Genomic DNA, 18,434 nt, shown 5'->3' on the forward strand with positions numbered 1-18,434 from the left:
CAGCGCCCGGCATCCGTACAGGCCCCGGCCGAGCGGGCGCCGGGGCTTCGCCGCCCCCCACCTTTCCGCAAGCCCCAGATGCCAGCTTCCGAAGCCACTCCCGCGCGTCCCACCACGGCCGACATCCGCCGCGACTTCCTCGACTTCTTCAGCAGCCGCGGCCACACCATCGTGCCCTCGGCTTCGCTGGTGCCCGGCAATGATCCGACCCTGCTGTTCACCAACTCCGGCATGGTCCAGTTCAAGGACGTGTTCCTGGGTGCGGAAAAGCGCAGCTACGTGCGCGCCGCCGACGTCCAGCGCTGCCTGCGCGCGGGCGGCAAGCACAACGACCTCGACCAGGTCGGCTACACCGCGCGCCACCACACCTTCTTCGAGATGCTGGGCAACTGGTCGTTCGGCGACTACTTCAAGCGCGACGCCATCGTCTGGTCCTGGGAGTTGCTGACAAAGGTGTGGAAGATCCCGGGCGAACGCCTGCTGGTCACCGTCTACCACACCGACGACGAGGCCTACGGTATCTGGCGCGACGAGGTCGGCGTGCCGGAAGACCGCATCATCCGCATCGGCGACAACAAGGGCGCGCCCTACGCTTCGGACAACTTCTGGCAGATGGCCGACACCGGCCCCTGCGGCCCCTGCACCGAGATCTTCTACGACCACGGCGCGCACATCCCCGGCGGCCCCCCGGGCTCGCCCGACGAGGACGGCGACCGCTTCATCGAGATCTGGAACCTGGTGTTCATGCAGTTCGACCGCCAGCCCGACGGCCGCCTCGACCCGCTGCCCGCGCCCTGCGTGGACACCGGCATGGGCCTGGAGCGGCTGGCCGCGGTGCTGCAGGGCGTGCACGGCAACTACGAGATCGACCTGTTCCAGGCGCTGATCGGCGAGGCCGCGAAGCTCACCGGCACCGATGACCTGGGCAACAAGTCGCTGCGCGTGATCGCCGACCACATCCGCGCGTGCAGCTTCCTGATCGTCGACGGCGTGCTGCCGTCCAACGAGGGCCGCGGCTACGTGCTGCGGCGGATCATCCGCCGCGCGCTGCGCCACGGCTGGATGCTGGGCGTGCGCCAGCCCTTCTTCCACAAGCTGGTGGCGACGGTCGATGCGCTGATGGGCGAGGCCTATCCGGAGCTGCGCAGCCAGCGCGCCCTGGTCGAACGCGCCCTGCTGGCGGAGGAGGAGCGCTTCGCCGAGACGCTCGACAGCGGCATGCGCATCTTCGACGAGGTCGCCGCGCGCAGCAGCGGTACGATCCCCGGCGCCGACGCCTTCCGCCTCTACGACACCTATGGTTTTCCGCTCGACCTCACCGCCGACATGGCGCGCGAGCGTGGCATGCAGGTCGACACCGCCGGCTTCGAGGCGGCGATGGAGCAGCAGCGCGAGACCGCGCGCGCGGCCGGCAAGTTTGGCGGTGGTACCACGCTGCCGGCGGAGCTGGTGGCGCAGATGGCGCCGACCGGTTTCCTCGGTTACGACCAGCTGCAGGCCGGCGGCCTCGAGGTCGTGGCCATCCTCCGCGACGGCCGCCCGGTCGACCGCGTCGAGGCCGGCGACGAGGCCATCGTCTTCCTCGACCGCACGCCGTTCTACGCCGAGTCCGGCGGACAGGTCGGCGATACCGGCGAGCTCGACGAGAAGGGCGTCGCCTTCGCCGTCGAGGACACCCGCAAGTTCGCCGGCCAGTTCCATGGCCACGTCGGCCGCGTGGCCCGCGGCGCCCTGGCCGTGGGCGACCACGTGCTGGCCAGCGTCGACGGCGCGCGTCGCGCCACCACCGTGCTCAACCACAGCGCGACCCACCTGCTGCACGGCGCGCTGCGCGAGCGCCTGGGCACGCACGTGGCGCAGAAGGGTTCGCTGGTCGCGCCCGACCGCCTGCGCTTCGACTTCTCGCACTTCGAGCCGATCAGCGCCGACGAGCTGCGCGACGTCGAGCAGCGGGTCAACGACGAGGTCCGCGCCGACCACGGCGTCGAGATCCGCGAGATGGCGATGCAGGAGGCCATCGACGCCGGCGCCATCGCCCTGTTCGGCGAGAAGTACGGCGAGCGCGTGCGCGTGGTGAAGATGGGCGACTCGGTCGAACTCTGCGGCGGCACCCACGTCGGCCGCACCGGCGAGATCGGCCTGTTCAAGCTGGTGTCCGAAGGCGGCGTGTCCGCCGGCGTGCGTCGCGTCGAGGCCCTGACCGGCCGTGCCGCGCTCGACCACGTCGCGGCCGAGGAGGCGAAGCTGTCCGAGGTTGCGCGCCTGCTCGGTGGCACCACCACCGAAGTCGGCGACAAGCTGCGCGCACTGCTCGACCGCCAGAAGAAGCTCGAGCGCGAGCTCGAGGCGATGAAGGCCAGGGCCGCCAGCAGCGCCACCGCCGACCTTGCCGCGGGCGCGGTCGACGTCGGCGACATCAAGGTGCTGGCCGCGCGCATCGAAGGCCTGGATGCCAAGGCCCTGCGCGATGCACTGGACCGCTTCAAGCAGCAGCTTGGCGATGCCGTGGTGCTCCTGGCCGGGGCCAGCGACGGTCGTGCGGCCCTGGTGGCCGGCGTCAGCGGCTCGGCGCTGGGGCGGGTCAAGGCTGGCGAGTTGCTGTCCCACGTGGCCGCCCAGGTCGGCGGCAAGGGTGGCGGCCGGCCTGACATGGCCCAGGGCGGTGGCGAAGACGGCCCGGCGTTGGCGACCGCACTGGCGGCCGTTCCGGGCTGGGTGGCGGAGCGGCTTGGCTGAACCCCGGCCTGACCGACGTTACTTTCTGCATACACACGCCGGAGGGGGGGTCGCTATCATGGTTCACTTGTGTGAACAATCAGGGAAGGCCGCATTCTGCGGACCTCCCACTACAGACCGGGCAGAGACCCGGCGCATGGAGTTTTCCCAATGTTGATTCTGACCAGGCGGGTTGGCGAGACGCTCATGATCGGTGATTCCGTGACCGTGACCGTGCTGGGCGTCAAGGGCAACCAGGTGCGCGTGGGTATCACCGCGCCCAAGGATGTCTCGGTCCACCGCGAAGAGATCTACCAGCGCATCCACCGTGACGATGCCACTCCGGCGGCCGGAACCGAGGGCGACGACGACTGAGGTTTGCCGGTTTCGCATCCAGCCGGTATTCTTACGCCCCTCGACGCCCGCAGGGCCCGAGCGCATTACCCGGAGACTTGCCCGAGAGGCCGAAGGGGCTCCCCTGCTAAGGGAGTATGGGGTCAAAAGCTCCATCGAGGGTTCGAATCCCTCAGTCTCCGCCAGTTCCATCGAGACGATTGACGGAAGTCGCTCGCCTCTTCATAATTCCGCTTCTGCACGACGCGCCCGTAGCTCAGCTGGATAGAGCACCAGGCTACGAACTTGGGGGTCGGAGGTTCGAATCCTTCCGGGCGCGCCATAGAAAAAGCACAAGGGTCAACGGCTTAGCGCTCGTTGGCCCTTTTGCGTTGTGGGCGCCGCGCATCTTCTGTGCCCAGTTTGTGCCCACGCCGTGCCCGGCCGCTCCCGATTGCGTGCCCAATTCACACGGAACGGGTCATTACGCTTGGTGGTCTCGCCACCTGCGACACGGACAAGGCATTATTCCCTGCAGGCGACTGCTCTGGCGTCGCCGCGTCAGTTGCGCTGAATGCTGCGCAACGGGAACAGGGGGATGGTGTTGGAAGGAATCGCGGCACCCGGCGCACGGGTACTGATTCGGGACGAGGAGTGGCTGGTCCGCCGGGTGGATCCGTCCAGCGATGGCGGTGATCTGCTGGTCTGTGACGGCGTGTCCGACCTGGTCCGCGGCCGTAGCGCGCACTTCCTGACCAAGCTCGAGGAGCGCATCGAGCTGCTGCATCCGGCCCAGACCCACTTGGTCCAGGACGATTCCAGCCACTTCAACGCCTCGATGCTCTACATCGAAGGTGTCCTGCGCCGCAACCTGCCCAACGATGACCGCATCCGCCTGGGCCACCGCGCGGTCATGAATCTCGTGCCCTATCAGCTGGACCCGGCGCTGCAGGCGTTGGCCCAGCCGCGCCAGCGCATCCTGATCGCCGATGCCACCGGCCTGGGCAAGACCCTGGAGGCCGGCATCCTCGCCACCGAGCTGATCCAGCGCGGCCGCGGCAGCCGCATCCTGGTCATCACCCTCAAGAGCATGCTCACCCAGTTCCAGAAGGAGTTCTGGAGCCGCTTCTCGATCCCGCTGGTGCGTCTGGATTCGGCTGGACTGGGCTCGGTGCGCAATCGCATCCCCGCCAACCACAACCCGTTCAACCACTACGACCGCGCGATCATTTCGATCGACACGCTCAAGAACAACCTCGAGTACCGCAACTACCTCGAGAACGCGTGGTGGGACATCATCATCATCGACGAGTGTCACAACGTGGCGGCGCGCGCCAACGAGGGCGGCCTGTCGCGTCGCGCCCGCCTGGCACGGCTGCTCTCGACAAGGTCCGACACACTGATCCTGCTCTCGGCCACCCCACACGACGGCTCGGCGCGCTCGTTCGCCTCGCTGATGAGCCTGCTCGATCCAACCGCCATCAGCGACCCGGACGACTACACGCCCGAGGATTTCCGCGACAAGGGCCTGGTGATCCGCCGCTTCAAGAAGGACATCCGCGACCAGGTCGAAGGCGACTTCCGCGATCGCATCACGGAAGTCATACGCGCCCAGGCCACCCCGGCCGAGGAGGCGGCTTTCCATGCCCTGCTGGAGATCCCCTTTACCCAGGGCGGCAAGCGCCAGAGCGGCCGCCAGCACGAGCTTCAGCGCGTGGGTATGCAGAAGGGCCTGTTCTCCAGCCCCGCGGCGGCCCTGCAGTCCACCCGCAACCGCATCGTCACCCTGCAGGGCAGGGATGCGCCGACCGAAGACGAGCACGACGAAGTCGCGGCCCTGCAGACGTTCCAGCAGTCGCTGGCAGCGGTCACTGAGGATCAGTTCGCCAAGTACCAGCGCTTCCTGCGCTTGCTGACCGACCCCGACTACGCCTGGTCGCCGAAGGACACGAACGATCGCCTCGTCGTGTTCTCCGAGCGCGTTGAAACGATCAACTGGCTGCGCGAGCGCCTGCAGGCCGACCTGAAGCTCAAACCCGACCAGGTCGACGTGCTGCACGGCGGCCTCAGTGACACCGAACAGCAAGCCCTGGTCGAACGCTTCGGCCGCAGCGAGGATCCCATCCGCGTCCTGCTGTGCTCGGACGTGGCCTCCGAAGGCCTCAACCTGCACTACTTTTGCCACCGCCTGGTGCACTTCGACCTGCCGTGGTCGCTGATGGTGTTCCAGCAGCGCAATGGCCGCATCGACCGCTACGGCCAGCAGCAACAACCCCGCATCACCTACCTGCTGACCGAAACAGAGGTCGAGAAGATCCGCGGCGACCTGCGCATCCTCGAAGTGCTGCAGCAGAAGGACGAGCGTGCCAACCGCGACCTGGGTGACCCCAGCGCCTTCCTCAACCTGCACGACCCGGACCTGGAAGCGCAGGACATCGCCCGCCGCATGGCAGAAGGCCAAGCCGCGGAACAGGTGGCCCAGGATCTGGAGCAGGAGGCCACACAGGCAACGGAAGGCGAGGGCGACTGGCTGCTGAAGTTCTTCGACGGCGCCGCCGCCGAAGCCCGCGCCAAGCCCAGCGCCACCGAGCGCATCGCGGCCACGCCGTCCCTGTTTGCCGACGACTTCGCCTTCGCCAAGACCGCGCTGGAGGAACTCGGCCGCGTCCGCCCAATCGCCCAGTGGTCGCACGACGAAGTCTCGCGCACGCTCACCCTCACCGCGCCGCTGGACCTGCAGCAGCGCCTGCGCCAGATCCCGCGTGAAGCCCGCGACGCCGACGACCGCTACGTGCTCTCCGGCCAGCCGCAGCGCGTGGCCGAGGCCATCGAGAAGGCCCGCCAGGCCAAGCGCGACGAGGAAAGCTGGCCGCGCGTGCACTACCTGTGGGCGCAGCACCCGATCAGCGAGTGGCTGCGCGATCGCGTACTCACCCATTTCGGCCGCCACACCGCCCCGGTGCTGCGCTCACCAGACTTGGCGCAGGACGAGCGCGCCATTGTGATGATGGGCCTGGTGCCCAACCGCAAGGGCCAATCGCTGCTGGTCGACTGGCAGGTGGCCGTGATGCGCGGCAAGCAGCCGCCAGTCCTGGAGCCTTTCGACGCCTTCCGCGAACGCGCCGGACTCAACGCCGGCACCTTGCCCAACCCGGGCAAGGCCTTCGCCCTGGAGCCGCTGCAGGCCGACCTGCAAACCGCTGTGCAACAGATGCAGGCGCACATGCAGCAGCGCCAGCAGGCCTTCTCCGCCGAAATGAGCGAGCGCCTGCAAGAGACCTTGAGCAACCTCAAGCACCTGCAGGAGCGGCAGATCGAACAGCTCGAACTTCGCCTGGAAAAGCAGGGTGGCCTGGAGAACCTGCGGCAGGGCAAACGCGACCGCCGCGTCGGCCAGATCCGCCGCGTGTTCGACGAATACGAAACGTGGGTCCGCGACAGCCTGCAGACCGAACCGCACCCGTACATCCAGGTGCTCGCCGCAGTGGTCGGGTAGTGGGCGTCATGTCGACTCCCTTTCCGATCATCTCATCCTGGGATCCGCGTGCCATGTCCTCGGGAAGCATCGACCCCCTGGGGGCTTTGCGCGCCTACAACGCAATCGCGGGATTCCTTTTTCCCGGTGTGACCACCATCACCACGCGCGTTCGCTATCTGTCCTGGCTGTGCGCGGGATTGTGTCTTCTCGATGAGGTGGATGGTGCACCTGCTGGAGGCACCGCAGCGCGCAGTCGGCGTCAGCGACTCCTGGCATGGGAGCGCTTCCTCGTTCTCGCCACTGGCTATTACGCAGTGTCGAGCGAATTGCCCAACGATGCCCCCGAATGGCGGGGCCTGCGCGGAATCAGCTACGTCCGCAATGCCCTGGGACAAGGAGCAACGTCCACGGAGTTTGAATTGCTCAAGAACCAGACGGGCGTGGGAGGCGTGGGCACCTACTGGGTGACCATGGTGCAGGGCGGCTTGGTCGAGGACATGTCGGCAGAGTTGACTGATCGCGGCACCAAGCTGGCTGAAGAGTTCCTCAAGCGGCTGGGTACTCCGGTGCGCAACCGGCTGCGCAGGATCCTTGGCGGCGAGGTTCCTGTGTTCTCCAAGAGCGATCTCGTCGGCTGGGGCAAGATCGTTTCGCTCAATACCTCATCTGGGTCGGTTGCCGAAGTCCGAGGCTTGCGTGATGCCCTGCTGGAGCCAAGGGCACAACGTCTCCTGTCCCGGACCATCGGCACGGTCAAGATTCCGAAATCGAACCAGGACACTTTCAAGCGCCTTGAGCGGGCGCTCAGGAAGGAAAAAGACGACACCGCCGCAAGGATGGCGGCAGTCATGGAAATGACTCGCGCCTTCGAGCGTGTCCATGTTGGCCTGCTCGACCAGTTTGATCGCCTGAGGTCACTCGACTTGCGCGGAACACCGGTGGACCGAAAAGCAGCGGTCAATGCGCTGGACCTTTCTGGCGGCCTTGCGGAGCGGGGGGGCGAGCTGGATCGTTGCTTGAACACCCTTCCGGACCTGCCAAGGGAAACCGCCACTCCGGTACGCCAGTTCCTCGCGAACGTGCGCCCGGTGCTGGAAGCCGGAACGAAGGACGCCTTCTTGCAGGCCATCTGCAGCCACCATGATCGTGTACAGGCCGGCAAACTCGACGCCTCCAGACAGCCAAAGCAAGCCTGGGTTACGCTTCACGATGACCACTTCGTGGTCTCTCCCCGATTTGCGATCGACGGCGTGCCGCAGCCACGCGAAGCCACCGCCTTCACGCACCCCTACAGGATCGAATCCTTTGCAGGAATGCTGGCCGAAGTCGAGCAGCCGGGAGCGGCTGCATGAGTACCACGCGCCTTCTCGACTTGTGGGCGCCGCCGCCCGGCTATCGCCTGGCGAGCGTCATCGCCACCACCTACCAGCTCCAGGCCGACTTCATCGAAGAAGACTTGCTTCCCGTGGCACTTGGGCTGCGCCAATCACCGGCGCGGGGGCGCGAGTTCCGGATCGAGCTGGAAAAGACGCTGCAGGATGCAGAGATCACCGTCTACCTGCACCCGGACGGCTATACGCCGGGACTGCGGCGAAGTCCCCGGGTCGACCTGATTCCCGTACCCGAGTCCCGGCTTCGGAAGCTTCATGCCAAGGTGTCGCTGCTCCTGTTCGTACCGGAGCAGGGCGACGAGCCAGCGGCCAGGATTGTGCGTCTGGTGACGGGGTCGGCCAACCTGACGGCCAGCGGCTATCGACACAACATCGAGCTGGCCGTTGCGATGGACGATGCGCCCGGCGCGGCCCCGGTCGTTGTCACCGCCGTGCGGGATGCTGCCGAATGGTTGCACCGCATCCTTCCCCCGGACACTGAGCAGGCACGCTCCCAGCATCGCGCCATGCAGGCGGTGTTCGCTGCCCGCACGGTCTCTGCCGACCGCACGGAGATGGTATTCGTCGGCCTGCCGCGACAGGGCGGTTTGATGCAGGCGCTGTCAGGCCTGGACCTTGGCAAGGTCCATACCTTGACCGCGGCAAGCCCGTTCTGGCCCGGGGGAGAGGATGCCAGCGACATTGCGTCCGGAGTGCTGCAGTCATGCGGGGGCGTTCCGGATCTGGTCCGCCTGATTGGACCTTGGCACGCGGTGGAGGGACGGCTGTACCCCGAGATGCCGCCGGCGCTACTGAAGTCGTTGCAGGCGCTGGGTGTTGAGCAGCTTGAGGTTTCCCACTCGGTTCCAGATTTTGGATGCGCCCCCGAAAGCACCACGCCTGCGGATGCTGAAGGCGAGTACGACGATATTGGCACAGACACCACAGCCGCCTTTGCAGCATGGCGGCCACTGCACGCCAAGGCACTGCTGATTGAAGGCTCCAAGGCCAGTGTGCTGGCGATGGGCTCGTTCAACTTCACCCGCCGAGGTCTGGGTTTGCATGAGCGCGCGGCCAACACCGAGGCGGGAATGATCTGGCATGTTCCTGCGAAGTCATCCGCGCGCCTGCGGCAGGCGCTCGGATTCTCCGGCCCCTGGCGCAAGGTGGACGGTGCACTGGACGAGCTGGTCATCGCGCCGGGCCCGATGGAGGGCGAGAACGGGCAACAGTGGCCCGCATTCATCCGCTCCATCCGCGCCAGCCGGGACGTATTGATCCTCGAAGGAGACGGCGCTGCCTGGCCGGCTGAACTCAAGGTTTCGATGCGTGACATCCGCTCGCGTCTGCTCCAGATGGATCGCAACTTCGATCCCTGGGTGATCGCCCGCCCGCCAGCCGGGGAGGACGTTCGGGCCGAACTCGCGCTTGTCGCAGGCTGGATGGAAGAAGAGGGGCAGCAGGCGCTTTCCCGCTATCCCGCGCTGCCGGATCTTGAAGTCCTGCTGGAGTGGGATGAGCAAAGGACCGTCCTGCCGGTCGTCTTCATCGACAAGCATGAGTTCCCGGTCGTGGAGCGCACCGCCCGCGAAGACGAGCGCATGCTCCTTGACTGGTTCCTCGGGCTGCGCCCGGCCGATGAGGCGGACGCCGATGGGTACGGGCACGGTTTCGATCCCGAGACCATCGACCAGGTCACCGACGCGGGAGAGCGTGCGGGAATCCTCAGCTATCTCATTCGCGACTTCGTGCATGCCTTGCCCGGCATCCGCGCGCATCTTGAGGACGGCGCGTCGACCGAGACGGGGCTGCGCACGGCTCTGCTCGGGCCACGATCGCCGGCGAAACTGGCTGACGAGATCCTTGATGCACGAATGAAGCCCGCCAAGGGGAGGCCGGGGAAGACCGATGTCGCCACCACTTTCCAGCTCATTGAGCTGCACAAACTGGTCAATAGCGCCCCCTTGCCCGAATTGCCCGATGGTGTGACCGAACAACTGCGCGGGCAATGCCTCGCACGCATCGATAGGGCACTTGTCACCATCATCGATCAGTTCAAGCAGCCATTGGAGCCGGTTCTCGGACAGTACGTTGCCTCGCGGGGGAAGAGACGCCATGCGACGGCATGAAGGCTTGGACTACCGTCAATCGCTTACCCACCTGATGGGCCAGGGGGATCGCGCGGAGATTGAAGCCATTGCAGTGCGTCAGGAGCGCACCGTGGACGCGCTGTTGCGGCGAATGTACGACGCAAGCGACGCGGAGCGCCGGGAACTGGTGCTATTGGCAGACGAAGTTGGTCTTGGAAAGACGTTTGTCGCTTTGGGGGTGGCCTGGTCGGTATTGCTTGGCCGCATCCGGGATGGATTGCCGTCCAAGCCGATCCTGATCGTGACGCCGAGTTCGAAGGCGCTTTTCGGAAAGTGGCAGCGTGACGTTGAGACCTTCCTGAAGGAGTCCGTGCCGAACGAGCCGAAGGTCATCCCTCGTCCCGTGGAGACGCCGCACGAGCTCGCTCAAGCCCTATGTGAGCGGCGGCCGACTGTCGTCATCGCGCGTATGTCGGCATTCGAAGGCCGATTGCACAGCTATGAGATCGCCATGGGGGCGACGCTCCACACACTCTTCAACGACGGACAACGCCGGCTTGGGGTCGACCAGAGGCTGATGCTGGTCGATGGCCTGTCCGTCTTGCATTCGCGCGACGAAGTCGATCTGCGCCGCTCTGGTCAATACTGGGCAGCCGCCGAGAGTGAGGAAAGGGTTGGATACGGGCGTCGCCACGTCGAGCGCGCCATGCACAGACTGCGCCGTGTTGCCCCTGGGGTGATCGACAGTATCGACACCAGCGTCGAACGGGTCCGGGCCGGCAATCGTCCACGAAGCGACTTCCAGTCTTCGGCCAGGGAACTGGCCCGCGCGGCCCTTGGCCAGCGGATTCCAGGAGCGCTGCCGCTGGTCATCGTGGATGAAATCCACAACTGGAAAAACCACCCCAAGGGTTGGCGGCGCTTCCTGAACATGCTTGGCGGCCGCATCGAACGGATGCTTGGACTTTCCGCCACGCCCTTCCAACTCGGCCCCGACGAGCTGATCAGGATCCTCGAACTGCGCAAGTGCCTGCGCTTGGACGAGGACAGGGGGCGGACACTTGACCAATCCGTTGACCTGCTGGGTACACGGTTGGAACAGGCGCAGCAGGCGGGTTCGCAGCTGGCCGGGGCCTGGGGAGAGGTGCGCGCGGCCGACATTGGCGACATCGAGCAAGCCTGGAGAAAGCGTTCGACCGGATTGCCCGGCGGCATGCCGTCAAGAATCGAACATGCCCTGCGCGCGGCCATGACCGTCGAGTCCGCCCACGACAACCTCATGGCCAGCTTGCATCCATTTCTGGTCCGGCATCGGCGGGATACCCGCCATCGACGCTGGCGGGTGGGTTGTGATGCCGAAGCGCCCCTGCACGATACCCGGCGCAATGCACGGACCCTTTCCTGGCGCCCGGGGTTGGACGTCCGCGGCGACGGCGAACTCGTGCACTACCTGATGATGCGCGCAACGCAGGAGAGTAAGCAGGGCAAGGGCGTCACCAGCCTGGGCGCTGACCTGGGCGGCTCCTACGATTTCTTCCGTGAGCACGGGCTCAAGCGACTCAATGAGCAGGGCGAACCGTCCGCCAAGCCTTATCTCGAGCTGGTCGACATCGCAACCGGCCAGTCGGCGCGCGAGGCGCATCCAAAGGTACGTGTCACCGTCGAGCGTGCGTTCAATGCCTGGTTGCATGGAGAAAAGACACTCATCTTCTGCTTCAATCCGTTGACCGTCGACGCGCTGCGCAATGCGATTTCCGAGCGCATACGCAGCCACGAGCAGGCAGCCCTCATGGCCGCGTTCGGCTGCAGCGCCGACGAGTACCCAAAGCGCCTGGAGAACTTCCAGAAGCGGCTCTACAACTACCGGCAATCGCTGTTCCTGCTGCTTCAGGACCACCCCTTAGCGGGTTCTGCAGGCCGGGTCCCCCCACATCTGGCCTTGAGCGAAGTCGATCTGGCCCAGGTCACGCGGATGCTCGCCGCTGGTGGTCCGCCCAGGGATGGTTCCCGTTTTGATCGGCGTCGGGTCCTGGCGGCAACCGAGCATGTGCTGGTGGCGCGCTGGCGACAGACGGCGCATGGCAGCGCATGGCTGGAAGCAGTCCTTCCGGGCATCCCTGAGGGTCCTGAGCATCTGCTTGAGAAGATCCTGTCGCCGGACTGGCCGTCGCTGCGACGAAGCCGTTTCGAAGGCATGCAGAAGGACGCCGAGGCGGAGCCCTTCCCCGACGATGAAGATCATCGCAGCGCCAGCGAGGCGATCGATCCCGCGCACGAAGCCGCATGGCGCGACGTGCTGGCAGGAAGGGCGGGGCAGGCCGCCCTCGCGCCTTATCTGGCCGATGGCGTGGAGGTGCCCAGCCTGCTGCTGCGCTGGCATGCCGCCGAGCTGCATGGCCTGCCTGCACGTCACCGCGCACTGGCCACCCGCATGCTGCGTCGCATGGTGCGATCACCCGGATTCCTCGCGCGCTTCCTGTTCAATGATGTCGCCACCGGGTCTGTCCGGGATGAAGGCGATGACGATCCCGATGGCGAATGGGCGATTCGCCTCCATGATCGGTGGTGTGCGCCCCCCGCCGGCGGGGAATCGGCGCGGGATCGTTTCAATGCCTATCTTGAAACCCTGCGCAAGGTCGTCGGCCATGACATGGGAACCCGTGCTTACGAAGACGCGGCGCGCAATCGCGATACCGTCGCCCGGGTCACCGGTGGTGTCGCCAATACCGAACGCGACCGCTTCTTTAGCGGCTTCAACACGCCGCTCGTCCCCGAAGTACTGATCCTTACCTCGGTCGGCCAGGAAGGCATCGACCTGCACCGCGAGTGCCGCCACGTCATCCACCATGACCTGCCCTGGAATCCCGCCACGCTGGAGCAGCGGACCGGCCGCGTGGATCGCATCGGTAGCAAGGCCGAGCGCCTGGCCGGTAAAGGAGAAGAGGCGGGCGTACTGGACGTCGTGGTGCCCTATGTCGCCAACACCTACGACGAGTACCGCTTTCGTCGCGTCCACGCACGTGCGCACCTGTTCGAGGTGACAATGGGTGCCAACTACGCGGTCGAAACGGCCGGCCGCGCCGGAAACACATCGGAGGTCAATCCCGTCGTGGATGACGCCAACGTCGACGACTCCATCGAGGCCGTCGTGCCCCTGCCTGACGTCATCGCACGGGCGCTGCGGATGCGGCTGGAGGCCGAAGGAAACGGCAACGACCAGGAGCGGACACCAACATGAGTACCGACACCGCCGCCCAGGTCTTCGCCGGCATCAGCAACGAGAACGAGTTCTACGGCCACCACTACCTGGCCGAAGTATTCAAGGGTGACATCCGCGACCGCCTCAACGCCTGGCAGGCGCGCGAGGACGAGGCCAAGGAAGCTGCCAAAGCATCCGCTGACGCCGCCGACACGTCCTGGCGCAGCCCGCAGCGCGTGCTCGCCGGCGCCGGCGGCCGCTGGTTCCGCGAGCGCGAAAAGCTGCGCCACGCCCACGATGCCGACACCTTCGCCCAGCACTTCGCCCAGCTCCAGCAGCCGCTGCTGCAGGCCTTCGGCTATGCCATCGAACCGGCCGTCATTACCCTGGTGGACGGGAACCCCATCCGCGTCTGGCAGCGCCTCGGCCCCGGCGATCGCGCCCCGCAGCTGCTGGTCATTCCCGCCGCCGTCCACGGCCACGCCGAGGAAGACATCCTCGACCAGCCCATCGATCTGTCCGGCTACCCCGGCGAGCCGCCGAAGGATGCCAAGGACGCCACCTGGGCCGACTGGCTCTCCGACGCCGTGTTCGGCGCCGACCACCCGCCGCGCTTTGTGCTGCTGGTGGGCCTGGACGACTGGCTGCTCGTGGACCGCTACAAGTGGCCCAACAACCGCGCCCTGCGCTTTGCCTGGGGCGAGATCCTCGACCGCAAGGACGGCCCCACGCTGGAAGCCGCCGCCGCCCTGCTGCACCGGGAAAGCCTCGCCCCCATTGATGGCAGCATCCTGCTCGACGGCCTGGACGAGAACGCCCACAAGCACGCCTTCGGCGTCAGCGAGGACCTCAAGTACGCCCTGCGCGAATCCATCGAGCTGATCGGCAACGAAGCCGCCCGCCAGCTGCGCGAGCTGGCCGAAGACCAGAAGAAATCCGTGTTCTCCGGCCGCGGCGAGCTCGACGCCGAGCAGCTCAGCCTGGAATGCCTGCGGCTGATGTACCGCCTGCTGTTCGTGTTCTACATCGAGGCCCGCCCCGAACTGGGTTACGTGCCCATCCAGCGCAGCGAGACTTACCTCAAGGGCTACAGCCTGGAATCCCTGCGCGACCTGGAGCTGGTGCCGCTCAACACCGACGAGGCCCGCAACGGCTTCTATTTCGACGCCACCCTCAAGCGCCTGTTCGGCCTGATCCACACCGGCAGCGGCGATGCCATCAGCCCGGAGCTGCGCGGCCACGCCGCCACCGTGCGCGAGGCCTTCGCCCTGGCGCCGCTGGACAGCCGCCTGTTCGACCCGGCCGCCACCCAGCTGCTTAACCGCCTGCGCTTCCCCAACTGGCTGTGGCAGCAGGTCATCGCCCAGATGTCGCTCACCCGCAGCAAGGGCCGGGGCCGCCGCCGAGGCCGCGTCAGCTATCAGCTCCTATCCATCAACCAGCTCGGCGCCGTGTACGAGGCGCTGCTGTCCTACCGTGGCTTCTTCGCCAAGGAAGACCTGTTCGAAGTCCAGCCAGCGCCGAAGAAGGCCAAGGCCACCGGCGAGGATGACGAGGACGGCGAGGGCGCAGACGAGGAGACCGGCACCGGCACCAGCACCGACCTGATGGGCAGCGCCTGGTTCGTGCCCGAAAGCCGCCTGGGCGAATACAAGGACAACGAGCGCGTCTACGACCTCGACGAGAACGGACACAAAAAGCTGCGCCGCTACCCCAAGGGCAGCTTCATCTACCGCCTGGCCGGCCGCGACCGCGAAAAATCCGCCAGCTACTACACCCCGCAGGTGCTCACCCAGTGCCTGGTCAAGTACGCGCTCAAGGAGCTGCTGCAGGGGAAAAAGGCCGACGACATCCTGCAGCTCACCGTGTGCGAGCCTGCCATGGGCAGCGCCGCGTTCCTGAACGAAGCCGTCAACCAGCTGGCCGAGAAGTACCTGGAGCTCAAGCAGGACGAGACAAAGCGCCGCATTCCGCACGACGAGTACCCGCGCGAGCTGCAGAAGGTGCGCATGTACCTGGCCGACCGCAACGTCTACGGCGTGGACCTCAACCCGATTGCCGTGGAGCTGGCCGAAGTCTCGCTCTGGCTCAACGCCATCTACGGCGAACCCACCCAGGACAGCGACGGCAATGCGCTGCCGCCGCAGCCGGCGCGCGTGCCCTGGTTCGGCTACCAGTTGTTCGACGGCAACAGCCTGATCGGCGCGCGTAACGAGGTCTACAACGCCAGCGCCCTGCTCAAGGGTGCCAAGCCGCGCTGGTATGACGAAGCCCCGCGCCGCCTCGACCCGCAGCGGCCCGACCGCAAGCCCAGCGAGATCCACCACTTCCTGCTGCCTGATCCGGGCATGGCGGCCTACACCGACAAAGTCGCCAAGGCGTTGTACCCGGACGACTTCCAGCGCCTGAAGGACTGGCGCCGCGCCTTCACCAGACCGCTGGAAACGCACGAAATCGCCCGCCTGCAGCAGCTCAGCGGAAAGATCGACGCGCTCTGGGATGAGCACGCCCAGTGGCTGGCCCGCGACCGCAAAGCCACCGAGGACCCGATGGCGGTATGGCCGCACCCCGAGCCCGCCGAGCGCCGCACCACCCGCGCCGAAAAGGAAGCCACTCGCCGCAAGGGTCTGTTCAACGAAGACGCCGACGAAGCCACGCCCTACCGACGCCTGAAGCTGGTGATGGACTACTGGTGCGCGCTGTGGTTCTGGCCGATCCAGGACAGCGCCAGCCTGCCCAGCCGCGAGCAGTGGTGGATGGAAGTGGGCGCGATCCTCGAAGGCAACGTGGTGGACCTTGCTCCGCAGGCTTCGCTGGACCTGGCCGCCACCGCCGCGCCTCAGGAACTGGCACCCAAGCCGCAGCCGACGCTGGCCGGCTTCGAGTCACAGCTCGACCTCACCGCTACCCCGGCCCAGCCCACCCTGCACGACCGCTTCGGCCGCCTGCGCATCAACAAGCTGCGTGAGGTGTTCCCGCGCGTGCGTGAGGTGGAAGCGATAGCGAAACAGCGCCGCTTCATGCACTGGGAGCTGGCCTTTGCCGACATCTTCCGCAGCCGTGGCGGCTTTGACCTGATCCTGGGCAATCCGCCGTGGCTGAAGGTGGAGTGGAACGAGGCCGGCATCCTGGGCGAGGCCAACCCGCTGTTCGCCATCCGCAAGTTCAGCGCCAGCGAGCTGACCAGGTTGCGCGCCGAGGCCTTCGATACCTTCAGCGGCCTGCAAGGCGACTGGACCGCCGAGCTGGAGGAGGCCGAAGGTACCCAGGCCATGCTCAACGCCGTGCAGAATTACCCACTGCTCAAGGGCGTGCAGACCAATCTGTACAAGTGCTTCCTGCCGGTGGCGTGGCGACTGGCAAGCGGGCAGGGTGTGACCGGGCTGCTGCATCCGGAAGGGCCTTATGACGACCCCAAGGGTGGCGGGCTGCGCGAGGCGCTGTATGCGCGGCTGCGGGCGCATTTCCAGTTCGTCAATGAGGCGCATCTGTTCGCTGAGGTGCACAACCTCACCAAGTTCAGCGTCAACATCTACGGCCCGACCCAGGCCGCGCCGGGCTTCGACCAGATCGCCAATCTGTTCGTGCCGCCAACCGTGGATGCCTGCTATGCACATGACGGTAGCGGGACAGTTCCGGGCTACAAGACCGACGATGGTAAATGGAACTTCGTCGGTCACCGCGACCGCATCGTGCGCGTGGACGATGCCGCGCTGGAAGTGTTCGCGAAGCTCTACGACGAACCCGGCACCCCGCCGCGCCGCGCGCGCCTGCCCGCGCTGCACGCCGGGACGCTGAACAGCGTGCTGCGCAAGCTGGCCGACTATCCGCGCCGGCTGGGTGATTTGGGTCGAGACTACTTCTCGACCGTGATGTTCGACGAGACCTATTCGCAGCGTGACGGCACCCTTGTCCGTCGCGCGCCGGGCGACAACGCCTTCCCGGACACCGCGCAGGACTGGGTGCTGTCCGGCCCGCACTTCTTTCTCGCCAACCCCTACAACAAGACGCCGAAGCGTGTCTGCACCGCCAACAAGCACTACGACGTCATCGACCTGGAAACCCTGCCCGACGACTACTTGCCGCGCAGCAACTACCGCCCCATGGCAGACCGCAAGGAATACCTGCGCCGCGTGCCGAAGGTGAGCTGGACCGAAACCCGCACCGTGGTCCTGCCCAAAGTGCAGATGACTCCGGAAGAAGCGGCCAACTGCGAGGGCGAGGAAGGCGAAGTCGAGCGCAAGGTGGCGTTGCCGGTGACGGAATACTACCGTTACGTCCATCGGCGACGCATCAGCGTAAGCATGGAGCGTACGCTGATTCCGACAGTACTGCCGCCAGGCGGAGCACATGTTCATACCGTCCTGTCTCTGACGTTCAAAGCACCACGCGATCTGGCTACGACTCTTGGGCTCGCGCAATCTTTGCTGATCGATGCGTATGTCAAGACGACGGGGCAGGGCGATCTTTATGACTCGACGTTCTCGCGTATCCCATACCTAGAGAATGACGGAGTGCTTGCGAGAGCGTTGGCCCTCAACTGCCTCACCACCCACTACGCCGATCTCTGGGAGCAGGTCTTCGACCTCGCCTTCACCGACCAGCGCTGGAGCCAGCCCGACAACCCGCGCCTGCCGCAGGACTTCTGGGCCGACCTCACCAGCGACTGGACCCGCGACTGCGCCCTGCGCACCGACTACGCGCGCCGCATGGCCCTGGTCGAGATCGACGTGCTGGTCGCCCAGGCTCTGGGCCTCACCCTCGACGAACTGCTGCTGATCTACCGCGTCCAGTTCCCGGTGATGCAGCAGTACGAGCGCGACACCTGGTACGACATCCACGGCCGCATCGTCTTCACCAACTCCAAGGGCCTGGTCGGCGTCGGCCTGCCCCGCAAGGGCGCCAGGCAAGCCCCGCCCACCGTCATCATCCACCCCGATGGCAAGCAGACGCGCGGCAACCACGGCTGGGAAGACATCCGCGACCTCCCCGCCGGCACCGTCATCGAACAGACCGTCCCAGACGACACCCTCCCCCAAGGCCCCCACCAGAAAACCCGCCGCTACATCGCCCCCTTCACCCTCGCCAACCGCGAGGACGACTACCGCACCGGCTGGGCGTTCTTTGCGGCGGAGGCTGCATCGACATGAGCAACTACTGGGACAGCGTTGATTACGTCACCTTGCCGGTGAAGCTGTTGGACGGCGTATGGGAGCTGTTGTACGGCGGCAGCACCGGCATCCGGAACG

7 protein-coding genes and 2 tRNA genes are annotated in these 18,434 nt (G+C 66.2%); all 9 read left to right on the forward strand.

What is annotated here, in order from left to right; translation table 11 throughout:
* Nucleotides 1-78 precede the first annotated feature (78 nt).
* Nucleotides 79-2,736, forward strand: a complete 2,658-nt coding sequence (gene alaS, locus E2170_RS04480) for an alanine--tRNA ligase (RefSeq protein ID WP_132999411.1) — start codon at nucleotides 79-81, stop codon at nucleotides 2,734-2,736.
* Nucleotides 2,737-2,886: 150 nt separating this feature from the next.
* Entirely contained in the window at nucleotides 2,887-3,090 is a 204-nt protein-coding gene (gene csrA / locus E2170_RS04485; protein WP_132999412.1) for a carbon storage regulator CsrA, read from the forward strand.
* 71 nt (nucleotides 3,091-3,161) lie between these two features.
* Nucleotides 3,162-3,254 (forward strand) — tRNA-Ser (locus tag E2170_RS04490).
* A gap of 60 nt (nucleotides 3,255-3,314) precedes the next feature.
* A tRNA-Arg gene (locus E2170_RS04495) sits at nucleotides 3,315-3,391 on the forward strand.
* A gap of 255 nt (nucleotides 3,392-3,646) precedes the next feature.
* Nucleotides 3,647-6,544, forward strand: coding sequence for a DEAD/DEAH box helicase (locus tag E2170_RS04500; RefSeq protein WP_132999413.1), 2,898 nt, complete (start codon nucleotides 3,647-3,649; stop codon nucleotides 6,542-6,544).
* A gap of 53 nt (nucleotides 6,545-6,597) precedes the next feature.
* Nucleotides 6,598-7,878 (forward strand): hypothetical protein, encoded by a 1,281-nt coding sequence (locus tag E2170_RS04505; RefSeq protein ID WP_132999414.1) that lies wholly within the window; start codon nucleotides 6,598-6,600, stop codon nucleotides 7,876-7,878.
* The gene (locus tag E2170_RS04510; RefSeq protein ID WP_132999415.1) at nucleotides 7,875-10,025 is read left to right on the forward strand and encodes a hypothetical protein; all 2,151 of its coding nucleotides are present in this window, start codon (nucleotides 7,875-7,877) and stop codon (nucleotides 10,023-10,025) included. The genes E2170_RS04505 and E2170_RS04510 overlap by 4 nt, the downstream gene beginning before the upstream one ends.
* Nucleotides 10,012-13,224, forward strand: a complete 3,213-nt coding sequence (locus E2170_RS04515) for a DEAD/DEAH box helicase (protein ID WP_132999416.1) — start codon at nucleotides 10,012-10,014, stop codon at nucleotides 13,222-13,224. The genes E2170_RS04510 and E2170_RS04515 overlap by 14 nt, the downstream gene beginning before the upstream one ends.
* On the forward strand, nucleotides 13,221-18,335 hold the full coding sequence (locus E2170_RS04520; RefSeq protein ID WP_132999417.1) for a DNA methyltransferase family protein: 5,115 nt from the start codon (nucleotides 13,221-13,223) through the stop codon (nucleotides 18,333-18,335). Before E2170_RS04515 ends, E2170_RS04520 begins: the two co-directional genes overlap by 4 nt.
* The last annotated feature ends 99 nt before the right edge of the window (nucleotides 18,336-18,434 follow it).

This window comes from Luteimonas arsenica, from assembly GCF_004352825.1.
Lineage (GTDB): Bacteria > Pseudomonadota > Gammaproteobacteria > Xanthomonadales > Xanthomonadaceae > Luteimonas > Luteimonas arsenica.

Excerpts from the sequence above, each read along its gene's own strand:
- alaS (WP_132999411.1), top strand. The coding sequence starts at position 79 with ATGCCAGCTTCCGAAGCCACTCCCGCGCGTCCCACCACGGCCGACATC.
- csrA (WP_132999412.1), top strand. The coding sequence starts at position 2,887 with ATGTTGATTCTGACCAGGCGGGTTGGCGAGACGCTCATGATCGGTGAT.
- E2170_RS04500 (WP_132999413.1), top strand. The coding sequence starts at position 3,647 with ATGGTGTTGGAAGGAATCGCGGCACCCGGCGCACGGGTACTGATTCGG.
- E2170_RS04505 (WP_132999414.1), top strand. The coding sequence starts at position 6,598 with ATGTCCTCGGGAAGCATCGACCCCCTGGGGGCTTTGCGCGCCTACAAC.
- E2170_RS04510 (WP_132999415.1), top strand. The coding sequence starts at position 7,875 with ATGAGTACCACGCGCCTTCTCGACTTGTGGGCGCCGCCGCCCGGCTAT.
- E2170_RS04515 (WP_132999416.1), top strand. The coding sequence starts at position 10,012 with ATGCGACGGCATGAAGGCTTGGACTACCGTCAATCGCTTACCCACCTG.
- E2170_RS04520 (WP_132999417.1), top strand. The coding sequence starts at position 13,221 with ATGAGTACCGACACCGCCGCCCAGGTCTTCGCCGGCATCAGCAACGAG.